The organism is Pilimelia terevasa (genome assembly GCF_014647915.1).
GTDB classification, from domain to species: domain Bacteria; phylum Actinomycetota; class Actinomycetes; order Mycobacteriales; family Micromonosporaceae; genus Pilimelia; species Pilimelia terevasa.
In genome coordinates this window covers 106,230-122,468 of record NZ_BMQC01000002.1, presented here as the reverse complement: position 1 = coordinate 122,468, position 16,239 = coordinate 106,230, and the positions used below count along the sequence as shown (strand labels likewise).

Sequence of the window (16,239 nt, the reverse complement as noted above, 5' to 3'; positions counted from 1 at the left end):
TAAGCCTAGCGCGCCCGCCCACCACACGCCAAAACGGGCTCCGCCCTGGCGCCTTCGCCCGACGAATGCCCAGCTCAAACCACCTGCCGCGGGCGGGGCCGCCACCGTCGTCGCGGTGCCGGCCCCGTGCCGCAGGCTCAGCGCGAGCCCGGGGAGGCCGCCGCCCGTACCGCCTGGAAGCGCTGCATCGCCGTCTCCAACTGCTGCAGCGCCCGCCCGTACCGGACGAAGTCGCCGGCCTGCTGCGCCGACCGCACCTCGGCGATGGCCCGGTCGACCTCCGCCGCCGCCGCCGCGAGGTCGGCCGGCAGCGGTGCCGGCGTGGTCGGTCCCGGGGTGGCCGTGGGCGTGGGGGTGGGCGTCGGGCCGGGGCCCGGTGGCGTGCCGCCGCCCGGCTTGTTCCTGCCGGCGGCGATGAGCTTGGCGATGCCCTCGGCCAGCGTCGGCGCGATGGCCTTGGTGTCGCCGTAGCTGAGCATGACGAACTGGAGCGTCGGATAGGCGCGCAGGTTCGCCGTGCTCTTGACGTACACCGGTTCGACGTAGAGCATCCCGTCGTCGAAGGGCAGCGACAGCAGGTTGCCGAACTCCACGATCGCCTTGTTGTCCGCACCGAGGCTGACCAGCACGGGTCTGATCTGGCCGTCGTTGACCATCTCCTGGTGCACCTGGATCGGGCCGGCCACGACCGACGAGGACGGCAGTTCGCTGACCTGCAGCGTCGGGCGGCCGTCGGCGTCGTACGAACCGGCCATCACCGCGGCCAGGTTCTGCCGGTCCTTGGGGCTCAGCGCCGCGGTGAGCTGGAACCGCGGCGCGGTCTGGCCGGGGAGCTGGGTGAGCAGGTAGTACGGCGGCTGCTTGACGCCCGCGTCGGGGGCGGCGGGCGAGTTGGGCACCTGCCACAGGTCCGACTCGCGGTAGAAGGCGCCGCTGTCGGTGACGTGGAACCGGCTGAACAGGTTGCGCTGGACCTTGAACAGGTCCGCCGGGTACCGCAGGTGCTGCATGAGCGCCGGCGGGATGGCGCTGCGCGGCTTGACCAGGTCTCCGCCGAACGCGGCGTTCCACGCCTTGAGCACCGGGTCGTCCTCGTCGAAGGCGTACAGGTTGACGGTGCCGTCGTAGGCGTCCACGGTCGCCTTGACCGAGTTGCGGATGTAGTTGACGTCCTGCCGCTGCTGGGCGACGGTGCCGCGGCCGGTCGAGGCGTCGCTGGTCGCCGCCGCCAGGTCGACCTGCTGGGCGTACGGGTAGGTCGCGGCGGTCGTGTACCCGTCCACGATCCACTGGATCCGGCCGTCGACGACCGCGGGGTACGGGTCGCCGTCGAGGGTCAGGAACGGGGCGACCTTCTGCACGCGCGAGCGCGGGTCCCGGACGTAGAGCAGCTTGGAGTTCTCGTTGACGGCGTTGGAGAGCAGGAAGTTGCCCTCGGTGAACCGGATGGCGTAGAGCAGCCGGCGGGCGAAGGAGCCGACCTCGATGCCGCCGGTGCCGGCGTACGTGAAGTTGACCTGCTCCTCGCCGGTGTCGGTCTGCCGGGTGCTCGTCGGGCGGTCGAACTCGACATCGCGCCCGCCGTCCTCCTTACCGACGACCGCGTACGGCGGCAACTGCTCGCCGTAGTACACCCGCGGCTCCTTGACCGGGATCTTCTCCACGGTGGCGTTGCACTGGCTGTCGCCGCCGGTGTTGGGGTCGTCGGTGAGGAAGCCGGAGACGAACGCCGGCTGGCCGTTGCAGATCTGGTTGGCCGGCGCGGCGACGAGACCGTACCCGTGGGTGTAGACGGTGTGCCGGTTCTGCCAGACGCGCTGCTGGCCGGTCAGGTGCCGGTCGGCGACCTCGCGGACGCCGACCACGTAGTCCTGCGTCCGGTTGTCGACGGTGTACCGGTCGATGTCGAGCTTCTCGCCGAAGTCGTACACGCTGCGCACCTGCTGGAGGGCCGTGAAGGTCTCCGACACGAGGTCCGGGTCGAGCAGGCGGATGTGGGGGACGACGGCCTTGTCGTTCTTGAACATCGCCTCCCGCGGGGCGGTGTTGCGCCCGGCGTACCCCGTGGAGCGCACGTCGGTCATCCCGAACGCGGCCTGGGTCGCCTTGATACTGCGGTCGATGTACGTGGCCTCCTTGCTCGGCACGCTGGGGCGGACCGAGAAGTACTGCACGCCGGCCGGGTACAGGCCGCCGATGGCGACGGCGGAGACGCCGAGCAGGGCCAGCGCGATGCCCGGCCAGAGCAGGTTGCGCATGATCGCGTGGGAGAAGACGAGGATCGCGATGGCCACCAGCACCGAGATGTAGGCCAGGATCTCCTTGGCGGGCAGCAGCGCGTTGACGTCGGTGTAGCCGGCGCCGTACAGGTTCGTCGCCTCGTTGTGGCCCAGCAGCAGGCCGCGGCGGTCCAGCAGGTAGGCGACGGCCTTGGTGGCGACGAACAGGGCCACCAGCGTCGTCAGGTGCGCCCGGGCGCCGTTGGTCATCCGGTCGCCCACGCCCTGCAGCCGGACCCCGCCGAAGACGTAGTGCACGGCCAGCGCGCCGATCAGCGCCAGGACCAGCGCGGTGAAGACGGTGCCGACCAGGTAGCGCCAGAACGGGTACGCGAAGACGTAGAAGCCGACGTCGACGCCGAACTCCGGGTCGGCGACGCCGAAGTCGCCGCCGTGCCGGAACAGCAGCCACTGCCCCCACTGGCTCTGCGCGGACAGGCCGGCGAACACGCCGACGGCGGCCGCGGGCAGCGCGATCCAGGTGGCGATGCGCGGGGTGAGCAGCATCCGGTACCGCTCCAGCGTGGCCTGCTCGTCGGAGTGCGGCCGCAGCAGGGGCCGCAGCCGGTACGCCAGGTAGAGGTTGGCGCCCACGACGGCGCCCATCCCGAGGCCGAAGCTCAGGAACAGCAGCGTCCGGGTGGTGAGGGTCCGGGAGAAGACGTCGGTGAACCTGACCTCGTCGAACCACAGCCAGTCCGTGTACGCCTGCACCACCCAGCCGAGCACGGTGAACAGCAGGAAGGCGCCGGCGACGACCACGATGCCGGCGCGGCCCCGGCGGTTGACGCGGGGCAGGGGTGCGTTTCGCATGACCACGCCCCCACCCTACGACGCGGTGCCGACAACGGTCGGCGGCGCGACGCGCCGATGTGGGCCGGTCCGGGTCAGCAGGGCCGGGGGGTGCGGCCCGCGCGGATGTCGGTCAATGCGGCGAGGGCCTCGTCCAGCGTGGAGACGCGGGCGAGCGTCAGACCGGCGACCGGGTTGGCGGCGGCCTCGGCGCAGTTGTCGGCGGGAGCCAGGAAGTACGTGGCGCCGGCGGCCCGGGCGCCGACGAGCTTCTGCGGGATGCCGCCGATCGGCCCGACCTTGCCGTCGTCGTCGATCGTGCCGGTACCGGCGATGACCTTGCCGCCGGTCAGGTCCTCCGGGGTGAGCTTGTCGATGATCCCGAGGGCGAACATCAGGCCCGCGCTGGGGCCGCCGATGTCGTCCCCGACCTGGATCTTGAGGCTGAACGGCGGCCGCGGTTCGATCTGCACCCCGATCCGCGGCTTGCCGTCGACCGCCCTGCTGGTGACCGCCGCCGTCGCGGGCCGGCCGTCGCGGGTGTACCCCACGCGGAACGCCGTACCGGCGGGCTTGGCCAGAACCGCCGCGGTCAGCGCCTGCCCGCTGGTGACCGGCGCGCCGTCCACGGCGGTGATGACGTCGCCGTCGCGCAGCACCCCGGCCGCCGCGCCGTCGGGCAGCACCTGGGTGACGGTGATCCGCAGCGGGTGGCCGAGCTTGCGCAGCGCGACGGTCTCCGCGCTGGTCTGCGAACGGGTGAACTCCTCCGCGTTCTGCTTGTCGACCTCCTTCTCGTCCCGGCCCGGCGGGTAGATCAGCTCGCGCGGGACGACGGCCTCGCGGTCGTCGAACCAGGCCGCGATCGCCGCGATCAGGTCGGTCCGGCCCTGGACGCCGACCGTGGTGAGCCGGAGCTGGCCGGCGGAGGCGGAGGTGGGCACGCCGGACACCTCGATCACCGGCTTGCCGTCGGCGTCGCCGACCGTGTTGACGGTCGGGCCGGCGCCCAGGATCACGTACGGCACCGGCGCGGAGAGCAGGCCGGCCAGGAGGACGCCGACCAGGATCGCCCCCACCAGCACCGTCAGTCCGCGACGTCTCATGGCCGCGAGCCTATCCGCTCCCCGCCGGCCGGGGAGCGTGGCGGTACTGCGTCGGCGGCGTACCGTGGGAGCGTGCCCGACATTCCTTTCGGCTTCAGCCCCTTCGGCGCCTCCGGCCCGGACCCGGCCGACCCCGCGCAGCTCCAGGCCATGATGAGCCAGCTCCAGCAGATGCTGGCCACCCCCGGCGGCGGCCCGGTCAACTGGGACCTGGCCCGGCAGCTCGCCGCGAGCACGCTGGCCCAGGAGGGCGACCCCGCGCCGAACCCGGCGCAGCGGCAGTCGGTCGACGAGGCGATCCGGCTCGCCGACCTGTGGCTGGAGCCGGTGTGCGCGCTGCCCTCGGGCGTCCAGACGACCGTCGCCTGGAACCGCAACGAGTGGATCTTCCGCACGCTCGACGTCTGGAAGAAGCTGTGCGACCCCGTCGCCGGCCGGATGGTCGCCGCGATGGGCGACCTCGTGCCGCCGGAGGCCAAGGCGCAGTTCGCCCCGATGCAGGCCATGATGTCCAGCCTGGGCGGCGCCATGTTCGGCGGACAGCTCGGCCAGGCGCTCGCCTCGCTGGCCGGCGAGGTGCTCTCGGCGGGCGACATCGGGCTGCCGCTCGGGCCGGCGGGGACCGCGGCGCTGGTCCCGGCGAACATCGAGAAGTACGGCGCCGGGCTGGAGCTGCCGGCCGACGAGGTGCGGCTGTACGTCGCGCTGCGCGAGGCGGCCCACCAGCGGCTGTTCGAGCACGTCCCGTGGCTGCGCGGCCACGTGCTGACCGCCGTCGAGAACTACGCCGCGGGGATCCGGGTCGACCAGGCGGCGATCGAGGAGGCCATGGGCCGGATCAACCCGGTCGACCCCGCCTCGATGCAGGAGCTCGACCTCGGCGGAGTCTTCCGCCCGGCCGACAGTCCCGCCCAGGCGGCGACGCTGGCCCGACTGGAGACGGCGCTCGCGCTGGTGGAGGGCTGGGTCTGCCACGTCGTCGACGCCGCCGTCGACGGCCGGATCACGCAGGTGGACAAGCTGGCCGAGGCGTTCCGGCGCCGCCGGGCGGCCGGGGGGCCGGCGGAGCAGATGTTCGCCGCACTGGTCGGCCTGGAGCTGCGGCCGCGGCGCCTGCGCGAGGCCGCCGCCCTGTGGGACGCGCTGACGACGCACCGCGGAGTCGCCGGGCGCGACGCGGTCTGGGGGCACCCCGACCTGCTACCCGGAGCCGAGGACTTCGCCTCGCCGACGGAGTTCGCCACGGCCACCAGTGAGGAGATCGACTTCGACGCGCTGACGCGGCCGCGCGGCGACTCCCCCGACGCGCCGCCGCCCGCGGACCCGCCGACCGGCGCCTGATCCGACGCGGTACGTCTGCCCGGCACCCTCGGCGCCAGCCGACGCCGAACGTCCGCCCGGCGCTCGGCACCGCCGGCGTCAACCGCCGCGCGTCGTGGGCGTCGGCCCGTCGCGGGCGTCAGCCGGCCGCCGCGGCCAGCAGGGCGCGGGTCGCCTCGGCCCCGGCGAGCGCGGTGGTCAGTGTCGCCAGGTCGGCGGGGCCGCGGAGGCGGCGCCAACCCGCCGACACGGCGACCTGGCCGGGCCGCGGCGCCGCGGCCCGGACGGCGGCCACCGACAGGGCGGTCAGCGGCGCCGCCGGCAGCCAGGCCGGGGCCGGAAGCGCGCAGGCCAGCCCGGCCAGTCCGGCCGGCTGGTCCGCGCCGTCGGCCGGGGCGACGGCGACGGGCCGCGTCGTCAGGGGCCGCAGCAGCTTGCCGACCAGGAGCGCGGGCAGGTCCGGCAGGTCGGCGCCGACCAGGGCCGCGTGCGTGGCGCCGTCGGCGGCAGCCGCCGCGAGCACGGCCGGCGCGGCCAGCTCGGGCAGGGCGTACACGGTCGTGCCCGGCCAGGTCACGGCCTGCGCGAGCGCCCGGCGGGCCGGGTGCACGGCGACGGCCACCCGCACCCCGGCGAGCGTGCTGACCAGGTCCACGGCATCCTCGGCGAGCGCCGCGCGCCAGTCGTCCGACGGCACCCCGGGCGGCGTCCAGCCGACGTCCTCCAGCACCGCCACGACCACCCGATCGACCACATCGGAACCGTACCGGCCCCGTCGGGGCCCCGCACCCGCCGGGCGCGGCCGGCTGGTGTCCGGCGGCGCCGGGGGTCGGGGCGCTAGCCGGCCGGCAGGGCCGCGGCCGCGGCGACGCCCTCCAGGTAGCCGCGGGCGCGCTCGGCCCGCGGGTACCGGCCGACCAGGGACCAGAAGGCGGCGTTGTGGCTGGGCACCACCAGGTGGGCCAGTTCGTGGAGCAGGACGTAGTCGACCACCCAGTCCGGCATCTCCTGGATCCGGTGGGAGAGCCGGATCGAGCGGTCGGCCGGGGTGCAGGAGCCCCAGCGCCCGTACTGGTTGCGGACCCAGCGGACGCTGGCCGGCATCGCGGCCTCGCCGTGTTCGTCGAGATACTGGGCGATGAGGCGCCGGGCCCGGGTGGCGAGTTCGGTGTCGGTGCGGCGGGTGCGCCGTTCGCGTGCGGCCAGCCGGGCGAGCATCTTCTCCACCCACTCGGACTCCTCGGCACGGGAGAACCGGTCCGGTATCAGGACCACCACGCGCTCGCCGTCGCGGTATGCGGACACCGTGCGGCGGCGGCGCACGCTGCGCCGCACTTCGACCACCGGCTTGCGCGCCCCGCCCATCAGTGCTCCGCGCGACTCCGAACGACGTCCACGCTGGCACGCTAGCCGGTAAGGGGCGGGGTGCCGCAAGACGCGACACTCCGGTGGCGACGCGGATTCGGCCTTGTTGCGTCGCTCGTCCGAATTTTTCTCCGACCGGGTAGCCGCCACGCACTGTTCGGTCCTCTATACGGCGTGTCCTGTCGAAGTTCGCATACAGGCACTATCAGGACATGCACACTCAATTGGCCGGGGCTCCCACCCGGCTACGACATGAAAACGCGTCGCACGGGGTACCCCGGGACGCGGACCGGCGACCACGCGTCAGTCGTGGACGCACCAGCCGCCGGCGCACCGCGGCGTCCCACCGGGCGCGGGGTGCGATGGCGGACGAGACGAGGAGGACACCGTGGCCCAGAACTACGAGGGTTACTGCGTCAAGTGCAAGGAGAAGCGCACGTTCGAGGGCAACGTCACGGTGTCCAAGACCGGCATGGAGATGGCGAAGGGCAAGTGCCCGGTCTGCGGGACCACCGTCAACCGGATTCTGGGCAAGGCCAAGGCGAAGGCCTGACGTACCCGCGACAGCAGGGGAGCGCCCGGACGGGCGACTCCCCTTCTGTCGTGTTTCCGACACGCCGCCGCGCCGCTGAACGCCGCGCGCGGTTGTGGACAACCCCGGGCGCAGACCGGTATATCCCGTTGGTTGCGTTCGTCCTGTGGACAACCGGCACCCGCGAGCAGGCGAACCTGGCAGGGTGCCGCCCATGCCGACCGCGAGCCCGTCCATCACGCCCGCATCCACCGCTGCTCTCCGCGCCGACCACTCGGCCGCGAGCGCGACCGGCGCTGCTCCGGTCGGCGCCGGCCCGTCCGCCGGTGAGGCGACCGGCCCGGTCACGGAACCGCCCGCTGGTGCGGCCCCGAGGGTGCGGCGCGCCCCGCCGCCGGCGCGCCCGACGCTGATCCCCGGTCTGGCCCGCGTGTGGCGCGGCCCGGACGTGCTGCAGTTGGGCGTCGAGCCCGGTCCCACCTGCGTCGTCGTGCTTCCCCACCCCGCGCTCGGCCGGGTCGTGGACCTGCTCGACGGTGCCCTGACGGTCCCGGCGCTCGTCACCCGCGCGGCGCACGACGGCGTACCGGCCGCGTACGTCCACGCCCTGCTGGAGGCGCTGACGCACGCGGGGGTGCTGGTGCCGGCCGCGCACCTCTACCCGGCGCGGCTGCCGCCCGCCCGGCGGCGCCGACTGACCGCCGAGGCGGCCGCGCTGGCCCTCGCCGAACCCTGGCGCTCCCCCGCGGCCGCCCTCCAGGCCAGGTCCGCCGCCCGGGTCCGCCTCACCGGCGACGGACCGCTGCTGTCGGGGGTCGCCCGGGAGCTGGCCCGGGCCGGCCTGGGCCGGCTCGACCCCGTCCCCGCCGTGCGCTCCCGCCGCGTCGCCGTCTGCGCCGAGATCGCCGCGGCAGCGCCAGATGTCGACTGCGCGCCGCTGGCGCGGGATCCGACCGTCGTGGTGCACGTCGGACTGGTCGGGCCGGCGGCGTTGGTGGCGCTCGGCCACGCGCGGCGCCGCCAGCCGCACCTGCTGGTCGGCGTCCGCGGGTCCGTGGTGGCAGTGGGGCCGCTGGTACCGCCGTCCGGCGGTCCCTGCCTGGAGTGCCTCGACCGGCACCGGGCCGACCGGGACCCGGGCTGGCCGCGGCTCGCCGGCCAGCTCGGCGTGGGCGCCGGGCCGGCCGGCGCGGTCGCCCTCGGCGCGGGTGCCGCGTACGCGGCCGGGCAGGTCCTCGCCGTCGTCGACGGGCGGGCCCCGCACACGATCGGGGCGGTCGTCGAGTTCGACCGCGACGGCGTGCCGCGGCGGCGCCGGTGGGACCGGCACCCCTGGTGTCCGTGCACCGGGTCACCCCCGACCCCCACGGGGGTACGCGCGGGGCCCGTGTGGGCAACAATCTAGCCATGACCGATATCCCCCGTCGGGCCGTCGCCCGCACCGCCAAGCTGGCCTCGCTGCCGCTGGGGTTCGCCGGACGGGCGGTGCTCGGGCTCGGGAAGCGCGTCACCGGCCTGGCCTCCGAGGTGGTCACCGCCGAGCTCCAGCAGCGCACCGCCGAGCAGGTGTTCAGCGTGCTCGGCCAGCTCAAGGGCGGCGCGATGAAGTTCGGACAGGCGCTGAGCGTCTTCGAGGCAGCGCTGCCCGAGGACCTCGCCGGTCCGTACCGGCAGGCGCTGACCAAACTCCAGGAGGCAGCGCCGCCGCTGCCGGCGGCGACGGTGCACCGGGTGCTCGGCGAGCAGCTCGGGCGGCAGTGGCGACGCAAGTTCCGCGAGTTCTCGGACCGGCCCGCGGCGGCGGCCAGCATCGGCCAGGTACACCGCGCGACGTGGCGGGACGGCACCGAGGTCGCGGTGAAGATCCAGTACCCGGGGGCCGGCGACGCCCTGGTGGCCGACCTCAACCAGCTCTCCCGCCTGGCCAGCCTGTTCAAGATCATTCAACCGGGGATGGAGATCAAACCGCTGGTGACCGAGCTGCGCGCCCGGATCACCGAGGAGCTGGACTACGAGATGGAGGCGCGGGCGCAGGCCGCGTTCGCCGAGGGCTTCGCCGACGACCCGGAGATCCACGTGCCGCGGGTGGTGGCCGGTACGCCGCGGGTCCTGGTCACCGAATGGGTGGAGGGCACGCCCCTGTCCGCCGTCATCGCCGACGGTACGGCCGAGGAGCGCGACCGCGCCGGCCGCCTCCTGGCGACTCTCCACTTCTCCGGTCCCGCCCGGGCGGGGCTGCTGCACGCCGACCCCCACCCGGGAAACTTCCGCGTACTGCCCGACGGGCGGCTCGGGGTCATCGACTTCGGCGCGGTGGCCAGGCTGCCCGGCGGGCTGCCCGCGCCGATCGGCCGACTCGTGCGGTTGGCGCTCGCCGGTGAGGCCGAGGCCGTCGTCGCCGGGCTGCGCGAGGAGGGGTTCGTCAGCGGCGGGCCGATCGACGCCACTGCGGTTCTCGACTTCCTACTGCCGATGCTGGAACCGATCGCGGTCGACGAGTTCCACTTCACCCGGGCGTGGTTGCGTGCCGAGGCGGTCCGGCTGGGCAATCCCCGCAGCCCGGCATACCAGCTCAGCCGGCAGTTGAACCTTCCCCCGTCCTACATGTTGATCCACCGCGTGACGCTGGGCTCGATCGGCGTGCTCTGCCAGTTGGAGGCCCGGGCGCCGTACCGGGCGGTCGTCCACGACTGGCTACCCGGCTTCGCTACCTGAGGACGGACGCGCGACAACGCGGATGACCCGCGGCGCCGGCAACGGCCGGTGCGACAAGGCGCCAGCGTCAGTCCGCCTGGGAGCGAACGCGGGACGCGCCCGTACGCGGGGAGACGCACGGGCGCGAGTCTTTGGTGGTGTGTGGTGTCGTCGTCAGACAAGGGACGTACCGGGGCTCAGCCAGGGCCGGCCCAACCACGAATCCACATCATGTTCTCACCCCGTATATGAAGTAAGTCCTTTCTGGGTCACTGCGCACGCGCCGGGGAGAGACGTGCGGGTAGGTGTCCGGGGTGGGGGACGTCGTGGACGTCCCCCACCGGTGCTGGTACGACTCAGCCGTACAGCAGTCGCGTCGCCTCCTGGCGACGGGAACGGACGGCGGTGCGGAGCGCGGAGCGGGGTGCCTCAGTTGTCATGTCGGAGACGGACTGAGGCCGACGCGTTCGCGCCCTCGACAACGCTTGGTGGAGTAGGTACAGGCCGGTCAGCGAGCTGCTCATTGCAGTGTTCCCTTCACAGAGCTACGGGTCGGTGGATCAGGCTGCGACCGGGGTACCGGTCAGGCCGCAGGCGAGGAGGCGGGCCTCCACCTCGACCTTGAGGGTGACGTCGCGGGCGACATCGGTCTTGCGTGGCCGGCCGCGCGGCCGCTTGCGGGCGACGACCGATCCCCGTTCGAAGATCTCGCCGCCCCAGACTCCCCAGGGCTCGGCCCGCTCGACGGCGCCGGCCAGGCACTCGCGCCGGACGGGGCAGTCCCCGCACAGCGACTTGGCCAACTCCAGCTCGGCCGGGGCGTCGGCGAACCACAGGTCGGGGTCGAAGGAGCGGCACGGCAGCGTGTCGAGCTCCACCCGCGGCGGTGGAGCCAGGGTCAGGGTCATGGTGCTGATCACCTCTTTCTCGTACGGACGGCGGGGGGCGTCGGTCGGGCGGTGCGTCGGGCAGGCGGGAGTCGCACCGCGGTCGGCGTGCTCACGGATGGTCGACGAAGTCAACGGGTCACCTTTTCTGGGCAAAAAGAATCGAGGCCGTGGATCCCGGTGAACGGGTTCCACGGCCTCGAAGTGAGCCGTCGGCCTGAGCGGGTCAGGCGGGCCTACTTCGAGGTGGGACACCGTTACGGAGATCGGAGCTGAAACGCTGGGCATTGCTGACGGGCAGAGTGCGGCCCTGACGGGTCGGGGCGTGGTACGCGATGCCGCGCTCGCGGGCGGCGGGCATCAGCGGCAGTACGGTGCCCGCGCTCGGCAGCGGTGTGCCAGCGGTCACCGGCGCCTGGACAGCGTCGGACGGCGTCCACGCGGCGACGTGCACCAGACGCGCGTTCGTCATGGTGATCTTCATCGTGAAACACCTCCTGTCTGCTGTCGGCGCAGGCTCGGTGGAGCCTGAACAAGGTGGCGACCCTGGCGGGACGCCCGGTTCAGAGTACCGCCCCGGCGCTTGCCGCGCGATCCCCTCGGCACAGATGTGCAGGCCTGTGAGCTGGGGTAACGCGGCTCCCTGAGGGGCGTGCCACGAGGCTATGACGAATCCGCCGCCCGGGGCAAACGTATTTCCGGGGTTTCTTCGCCGACCGTTGCGCGGCCGATGAGGGCCAGGACGGCCGGGCCGTACTGGCCGATCTTGCGTGGCCCGAGGCCGGGGATCTCGCGCAGCCCGGACTCCGACCCCGGGCGGCGCTCGGCCAGCGCCGCGAGGGTGGCGTCGGTGAACACCACGTAGGCAGGGATTCCCTGCTCACCGGCAATGTCCTCGCGCCACCGGCGCAGCGTGTCCAGCAGGACCTCGTCGATGTCGGAGGGGCAGCCCGCGCACCGCCCGAGCTTGCGGTCGGCGCCAGCCAGCAGGGTCGCCCCGCAGCAGCGGCAGGTCGCGATCCGCACCCGCCTGTCGGGTTTCCGACTTTTCTCGGCCGGGGCGGCTGGCGTCGCCTGCGTCGGTCCCGCGAACTGCGGCAGGAACCGGCTGGGCCGGCGCGTGCGGCCGCCCGCCGACCGGGCCTGCGCGTAGGAGAGCCAGAGCAGCTCCCGCGCGCGCGTCACGCCGACGTACAACAGCCGCCGCTCCTCCTCGACCGCCGCCGGGGTGCGCGCGTACGCCGTGGGCAGCGTGCCCTCGGACAGGCCCACCAGGAAGACGGCGTCCCACTCCAGCCCCTTGGCCGCGTGCAGGGAGGCCAGGGTGACGCCGGCCAGCGTCGGCGCGTGCGCGGCGGCGGCCCGCGCGACCAGCTCGGCGCAGAACCCGGCCAGGGTCGGCTCCGGGGGGGCGCGGTCCGCGTACTCCTGCGCCAGGGCCACCAGCGCGGCCAGCGCCTCCCAGCGCTCCCGCGCCGCCCCGCCGCGGGGCGGGGACGTCGGCTGCCAGCCGGTCGCCGACAGGGCGGCGGTGGCGGCCTCGGCCAGCGGCACCTTGGGGTCGGCGTGGCGCGCGGCCGTCCGCAGCGCCGCCACCGCCGCCCTGACCTCCTGGCGCTCGAAGTACCGCTCGGCGCCGCGGACCACGTACGGCACGCCCGCGCCGGCCAGCGCCTCCTCGTAGGCCGGGGACTGGGCGTTGGCGCGGAACAGTACGGCGAGTTCGCTGGCCGGCGTACCCGCGGCGACCAGCGCGGCGCAGCGCCGGGCGACGGCGGCGGCCTCGGCGGCCTCGTCGGAGAAGATCCGCCACTGCGGGTCGGCGCCGGGCGGCCGCTGCCCCTGCAGCGCCAGCCGCAGCCGCGCCTCGCCGCCGCGGGCCTGGCCGATCACGGCGTTGGCCAGCCCGACGACCTGGGGGGTGGAGCGGTAGTCGCGGACCAGGCGCACGACCGTGGCGCCGGGGTGGGTGCGGGGGAAGTCGACCAGGTACGCCGAGGTCGCGCCGGTGAACGAGTAGATCGTCTGGCTGGCGTCGCCGACGACCGTGAGGTCGTCCCGGCCGCCGAGCCAGGCCGTCAGCAGGCGCTGCTGGAGGGGGTTGACGTCCTGGTACTCGTCCACCACGAAGTGGCGGTACTGGCCGCGGACCTGGGCGGCGACGTCCGGGTGCTCCTCGATGCCCCAGACGGCGGCGCGGAGCAGGTCCTCGAAGTCGATCACGCCCTGGGCGCGCTTGGCGCGCTCGTACGCCGCGAACACCTGCGCGACCCGGCCGGCCTCCAGCGGGGTGTCCCGGGCGGCCTTCGCGGCGGCCACGGCGTACGCGTCGGGTTCGACGAGGCTGGACTTGGCCCACTCGATCTCGGCCGCCAGGTCGCGGGCCTGGGTCCGGTCGGCGCGGACGCCGGCCTGGGCGGCGGCGAGCGTGACCAGCCGGACCTTGCTGTCGAGCAGGTCGGGCACCGGGCGGCCGGCGAGCAGGCGGGGCGCGAAGTAGCGGACCTGCCGCAGGGCGGCGGCGTGGAACGTGCGGGCCTGGACGCCGCCGACGCCGAGCGCGGCCAGCCGCGCCCGCAGCTCCCCGGCGGCGCGGGCGGTGAAGGTGACCGCGAGGACGTGGCGGGCGGAGATGAGGCCGGCCAGGGCGCGGTAGGCGATCCGGGAGGTGATCGCCCGGGTCTTGCCGGTGCCGGCGCCCGCCAGGATGCAGACGGGGCCGGCCGGTGCCGCGACGGCGGCGCGCTGGTCCGGGTCCAGGCCGGCCAGCACCCCGTCCGGCCCGGTGCCGCCGCCGGGGGCGCGGGGGTGCGGCGCGGCGGCGGAGGTCTCGGTCACACCCGGAATTGTCCCAGGCGCCCCCGACGTTCCCCCGGGGGCGGGCAACCGGACGCCCCACCCCCTCCGACCGACGAGGTGACCCCGACATGGTGACGATGTACTCCACCCCCTGGTGCGGCTACTGCCGGCGGCTCAAGCAGCAGATGGAGCGGGCGAACATCGCGCACACCGTGGTCGACATCGAGCAGGACCCGGCGGCCGCCGACTTCGTGATGAAGATCAACGGCGGCAACGCGACGGTACCGACGGTGCGCATACGTCCCGCGGCCGGTGGAGACGAGATCGTCCTGACGAATCCGTCGATCGTCCAGGTGAAGGAAGCGCTGGCCGGATCGGGCGTCACCGGCTAACCACGGGCGCCCCGCCACCGGGCAACGGACACGGCCCGGCGTACCGCGTGGTTTCTGCCGGGTGGCGATCGCGGTCAGGTCCGACCTGAGCACCGCTCTCAGGTCGGACCTGCCTTTGTGGGACTTGTTCAGTTCGTTCTGTGCGCCGCCGCCGGAGAGGGCCGGCGGAGACGGTGTGGTGCCGTCAGCAACCGGTGGCGGAGTCGCCGGGGTCGGTGGTGCAGGCGTCCGCGCCGTTGTCGCCGTGGGCCGTGTCATCGCCGGCGCCGTCCTGGACGTTGATGGTGTCGTCGCCGTTGTTGCCGGTCAGGGTGTCGACGTCACCGGAATCGGTGTCCGACATGATGTCGTTCCCGTTGCCGCCGTTGATGGTGTCGTTGCCCGAGCCGCCGTTGACAGTGTCGTTTCCGTTGCCGGCGTTGACGGTGTCGTTGCCCGAGCCGCCGTTGACAGTGTCGTTTCCGTTGCCGGCGTTGACGGTGTCGCTGCCGCCGAGGCCGCAGAGGACGTCGTCTCCGTTGGTCCCGGTCAACGTGTCGTCGCCCGCGGTGCCGATGACGGTGCAGCCGGCCGGGTTGGTGACCGCGGTGCTGTTCGCCGCCGTGTTGTCGGCGGTGTTCGGGTCGGACTCGGCGCCCGAACCGGTGGAGGTGGCGGTGACGGTACCGGTGGTCTGCGGCTCCACTGTCACGGTGATGGTGGCGGCGCCGCCGACGGGCAGGTTGCCGAGGGTGCAGGCGAGGGTCGCACCCGTGACGCAGGAGCCCTGCGTGGTGCTGGCCCCGGACAGCGCGACCGCGGCGCCGGCGAACACGGTGCCGCTGGTGACGCCGGTCGCGGCGCCGGGGCCGTCGTTGGTCACGGTCACGGTCAGCGTGTAGGTGCCGCCCAACGCGGCGGGGTTGGGCGTCGAGGACGTCGTGACGCCCAGATCGGCGGTCGGGGCGGCCGTGCCACCGGCGAACACGACACCGGTCGGGGCGCCGAACCCGAAGCCGGTGACGGTCGCCGTCACCGTGTTGGAGGCAAGGTCGATCACCCTGAGGCCGCCGAACTGCTGGCCGAAGCCGACGTACAGCGTGCTCCCGTCCGGGTGGACGGCCAGGTCGTTGGGGGTGCCGGTGCCCGTGATCGTGGCGGTCACCGTGTTGGTCCCGGTGCTGATCACCGACACCTGGCCGGGGTTGCCGCCCTGCCCGGAGTACGCGGTCGCGCCGTCCGGTGAGACGGCCACCGCGAACGTGGTGCCGGTGGCGAGGGTGGCGGTGACCGTGTGGGTGGCGGTGTCCACCACGGCGGTCCCGGTGCTGGTCGCGGCCACGTACAGGGTCGACCCGTCCGGGGTGAAGGCCAGGTCGCGGGGGTTGCTGATGCCCCCCACGGTGGCGACCACCGTGTTGGTCGCCGTGTCGATCACCGACACGCTGTCGGAGACGTTGGCGACGTACGCGAAGGCGCCGTCCGGGGTGATCGCCACCGCGACGGGGCGGGCCCCCACGGCGACGGTCGCGGTAACGGTGTCGGTCGCCGTGTCGATCACCGACACGCTGTCGGAGAAGCGGTTCGCCACGTAGACGAACGCCTCGTCCGGGGTGGCCGCCAGTCCCTCCGGACCCGAGCCCACCGGGATCGTCGTGACGACCGTGTTGGTCGCGGTGTCGAGGACGGCGACCGAGCCGCCGTTGATGCTGACGTAGGCGAACCCGGCGGCGGCCACGGCCGGGGCGGCCGGCAGCGCCAACGATGCCGCGCCGAGCAGCACCGCCGCCAGTACGGAGAACCAGCGTGGCCGGGCGGGGCGCAGCGGCGCGGCGCAGCGGGCACGGCGGAGGTTGCAGGCATGGACTCTCCTGTTCCTGGGGCCGCGGGCGGGCTGGAGTTCCTTGGCGTGGAACCCGCGACGGGCCCGCCGCGACAAGGCGACCACGAACAAGGTGCGTCGATCCGCTGACCCACTCGCAGGAATCGAAAGCTGAACGAGGTCGTAATTCCACCCACCTCCTCACAGCCGGAAAACACGCACTGGCGATACGCCCGAAATTCAGCCGAATAGGCGGCCGCATCGGAAACGGG

Annotated in this window: 13 protein-coding genes; 5 read left to right on the top strand and 8 right to left on the bottom strand. The window is 73.8% G+C overall.

The window, feature by feature from the left end; all coding sequences use genetic code 11:
• Window positions 1-137 precede the first annotated feature (137 nt).
• The gene (locus tag IEY75_RS03505; protein ID WP_189112723.1) at window positions 138-3,098 is read right to left on the bottom strand and encodes a UPF0182 family membrane protein; all 2,961 of its coding nucleotides are present in this window, start codon (window positions 3,096-3,098) and stop codon (window positions 138-140) included.
• A gap of 68 nt (window positions 3,099-3,166) precedes the next feature.
• Window positions 3,167-4,177, bottom strand: a complete 1,011-nt coding sequence (locus tag IEY75_RS03500; protein ID WP_189112722.1) for a YlbL family protein — start codon at window positions 4,175-4,177, stop codon at window positions 3,167-3,169.
• Window positions 4,178-4,249: 72 nt separating this feature from the next.
• Between IEY75_RS03500 and IEY75_RS03495 the strand changes: the two genes are divergently transcribed.
• Window positions 4,250-5,518 (top strand): zinc-dependent metalloprotease, encoded by a 1,269-nt coding sequence (locus tag IEY75_RS03495; protein ID WP_229789316.1) that lies wholly within the window; start codon window positions 4,250-4,252, stop codon window positions 5,516-5,518.
• A 118-nt stretch (window positions 5,519-5,636) separates the two neighbouring features.
• Here the strand turns inward: IEY75_RS03495 and IEY75_RS03490 are convergent, their stop codons facing one another.
• Both IEY75_RS03490 and IEY75_RS03485 read right to left on the bottom strand, forming a co-directional pair.
• Window positions 5,637-6,251, bottom strand: coding sequence for a hypothetical protein (locus IEY75_RS03490; RefSeq protein WP_189112721.1), 615 nt, complete (start codon window positions 6,249-6,251; stop codon window positions 5,637-5,639).
• 83 nt (window positions 6,252-6,334) lie between these two features.
• A complete protein-coding gene (locus tag IEY75_RS03485; RefSeq protein WP_189112720.1) occupies window positions 6,335-6,862 on the bottom strand; it encodes a M48 metallopeptidase family protein in 528 nt (175 codons plus the stop codon).
• A 388-nt stretch (window positions 6,863-7,250) separates the two neighbouring features.
• On the opposite strand from IEY75_RS03485, the gene IEY75_RS03480 reads away from it, so the two are divergent.
• The 3 genes from IEY75_RS03480 to IEY75_RS03470 all read left to right on the top strand — a co-directional run bounded on the left by IEY75_RS03480 (window position 7,251) and on the right by IEY75_RS03470 (window position 10,109).
• Window positions 7,251-7,415 carry a DUF5679 domain-containing protein gene (locus IEY75_RS03480; protein WP_189112719.1) on the top strand — a complete coding sequence of 55 codons (165 nt, stop codon included), beginning with the start codon at window positions 7,251-7,253 and terminating at the stop codon, window positions 7,413-7,415.
• A gap of 193 nt (window positions 7,416-7,608) precedes the next feature.
• Entirely contained in the window at window positions 7,609-8,799 is a 1,191-nt protein-coding gene (locus IEY75_RS03475; protein WP_229789315.1) for a hypothetical protein, read from the top strand.
• Between the two features lie 2 nt (window positions 8,800-8,801).
• Window positions 8,802-10,109, top strand: a complete 1,308-nt coding sequence (locus IEY75_RS03470) for an ABC1 kinase family protein (protein ID WP_189112717.1) — start codon at window positions 8,802-8,804, stop codon at window positions 10,107-10,109.
• Window positions 10,110-10,648: 539 nt separating this feature from the next.
• Here IEY75_RS03470 and IEY75_RS03465 read toward each other — a convergent pair.
• The 3 genes from IEY75_RS03465 to IEY75_RS03455 all read right to left on the bottom strand — a co-directional run bounded on the left by IEY75_RS03465 (window position 10,649) and on the right by IEY75_RS03455 (window position 13,747).
• Complete coding sequence (locus tag IEY75_RS03465; protein ID WP_189113012.1) at window positions 10,649-10,996, bottom strand: WhiB family transcriptional regulator; 348 nt, start codon at window positions 10,994-10,996, stop codon at window positions 10,649-10,651.
• Between the two features lie 205 nt (window positions 10,997-11,201).
• The gene (locus IEY75_RS03460; protein WP_189112716.1) at window positions 11,202-11,459 is read right to left on the bottom strand and encodes a hypothetical protein; all 258 of its coding nucleotides are present in this window, start codon (window positions 11,457-11,459) and stop codon (window positions 11,202-11,204) included.
• A gap of 179 nt (window positions 11,460-11,638) precedes the next feature.
• Entirely contained in the window at window positions 11,639-13,747 is a 2,109-nt protein-coding gene (locus tag IEY75_RS03455; RefSeq protein WP_189113011.1) for an ATP-dependent DNA helicase UvrD2, read from the bottom strand.
• Window positions 13,748-13,902: 155 nt separating this feature from the next.
• Between IEY75_RS03455 and IEY75_RS03450 the strand changes: the two genes are divergently transcribed.
• Window positions 13,903-14,166, top strand: a complete 264-nt coding sequence (locus IEY75_RS03450; protein WP_189112715.1) for a mycoredoxin — start codon at window positions 13,903-13,905, stop codon at window positions 14,164-14,166.
• A gap of 184 nt (window positions 14,167-14,350) precedes the next feature.
• Here the strand turns inward: IEY75_RS03450 and IEY75_RS03445 are convergent, their stop codons facing one another.
• Window positions 14,351-16,093, bottom strand: coding sequence for a YVTN family beta-propeller repeat protein (locus tag IEY75_RS03445; protein ID WP_189112714.1), 1,743 nt, complete (start codon window positions 16,091-16,093; stop codon window positions 14,351-14,353).
• Window positions 16,094-16,239: the final 146 nt, after the last annotated feature.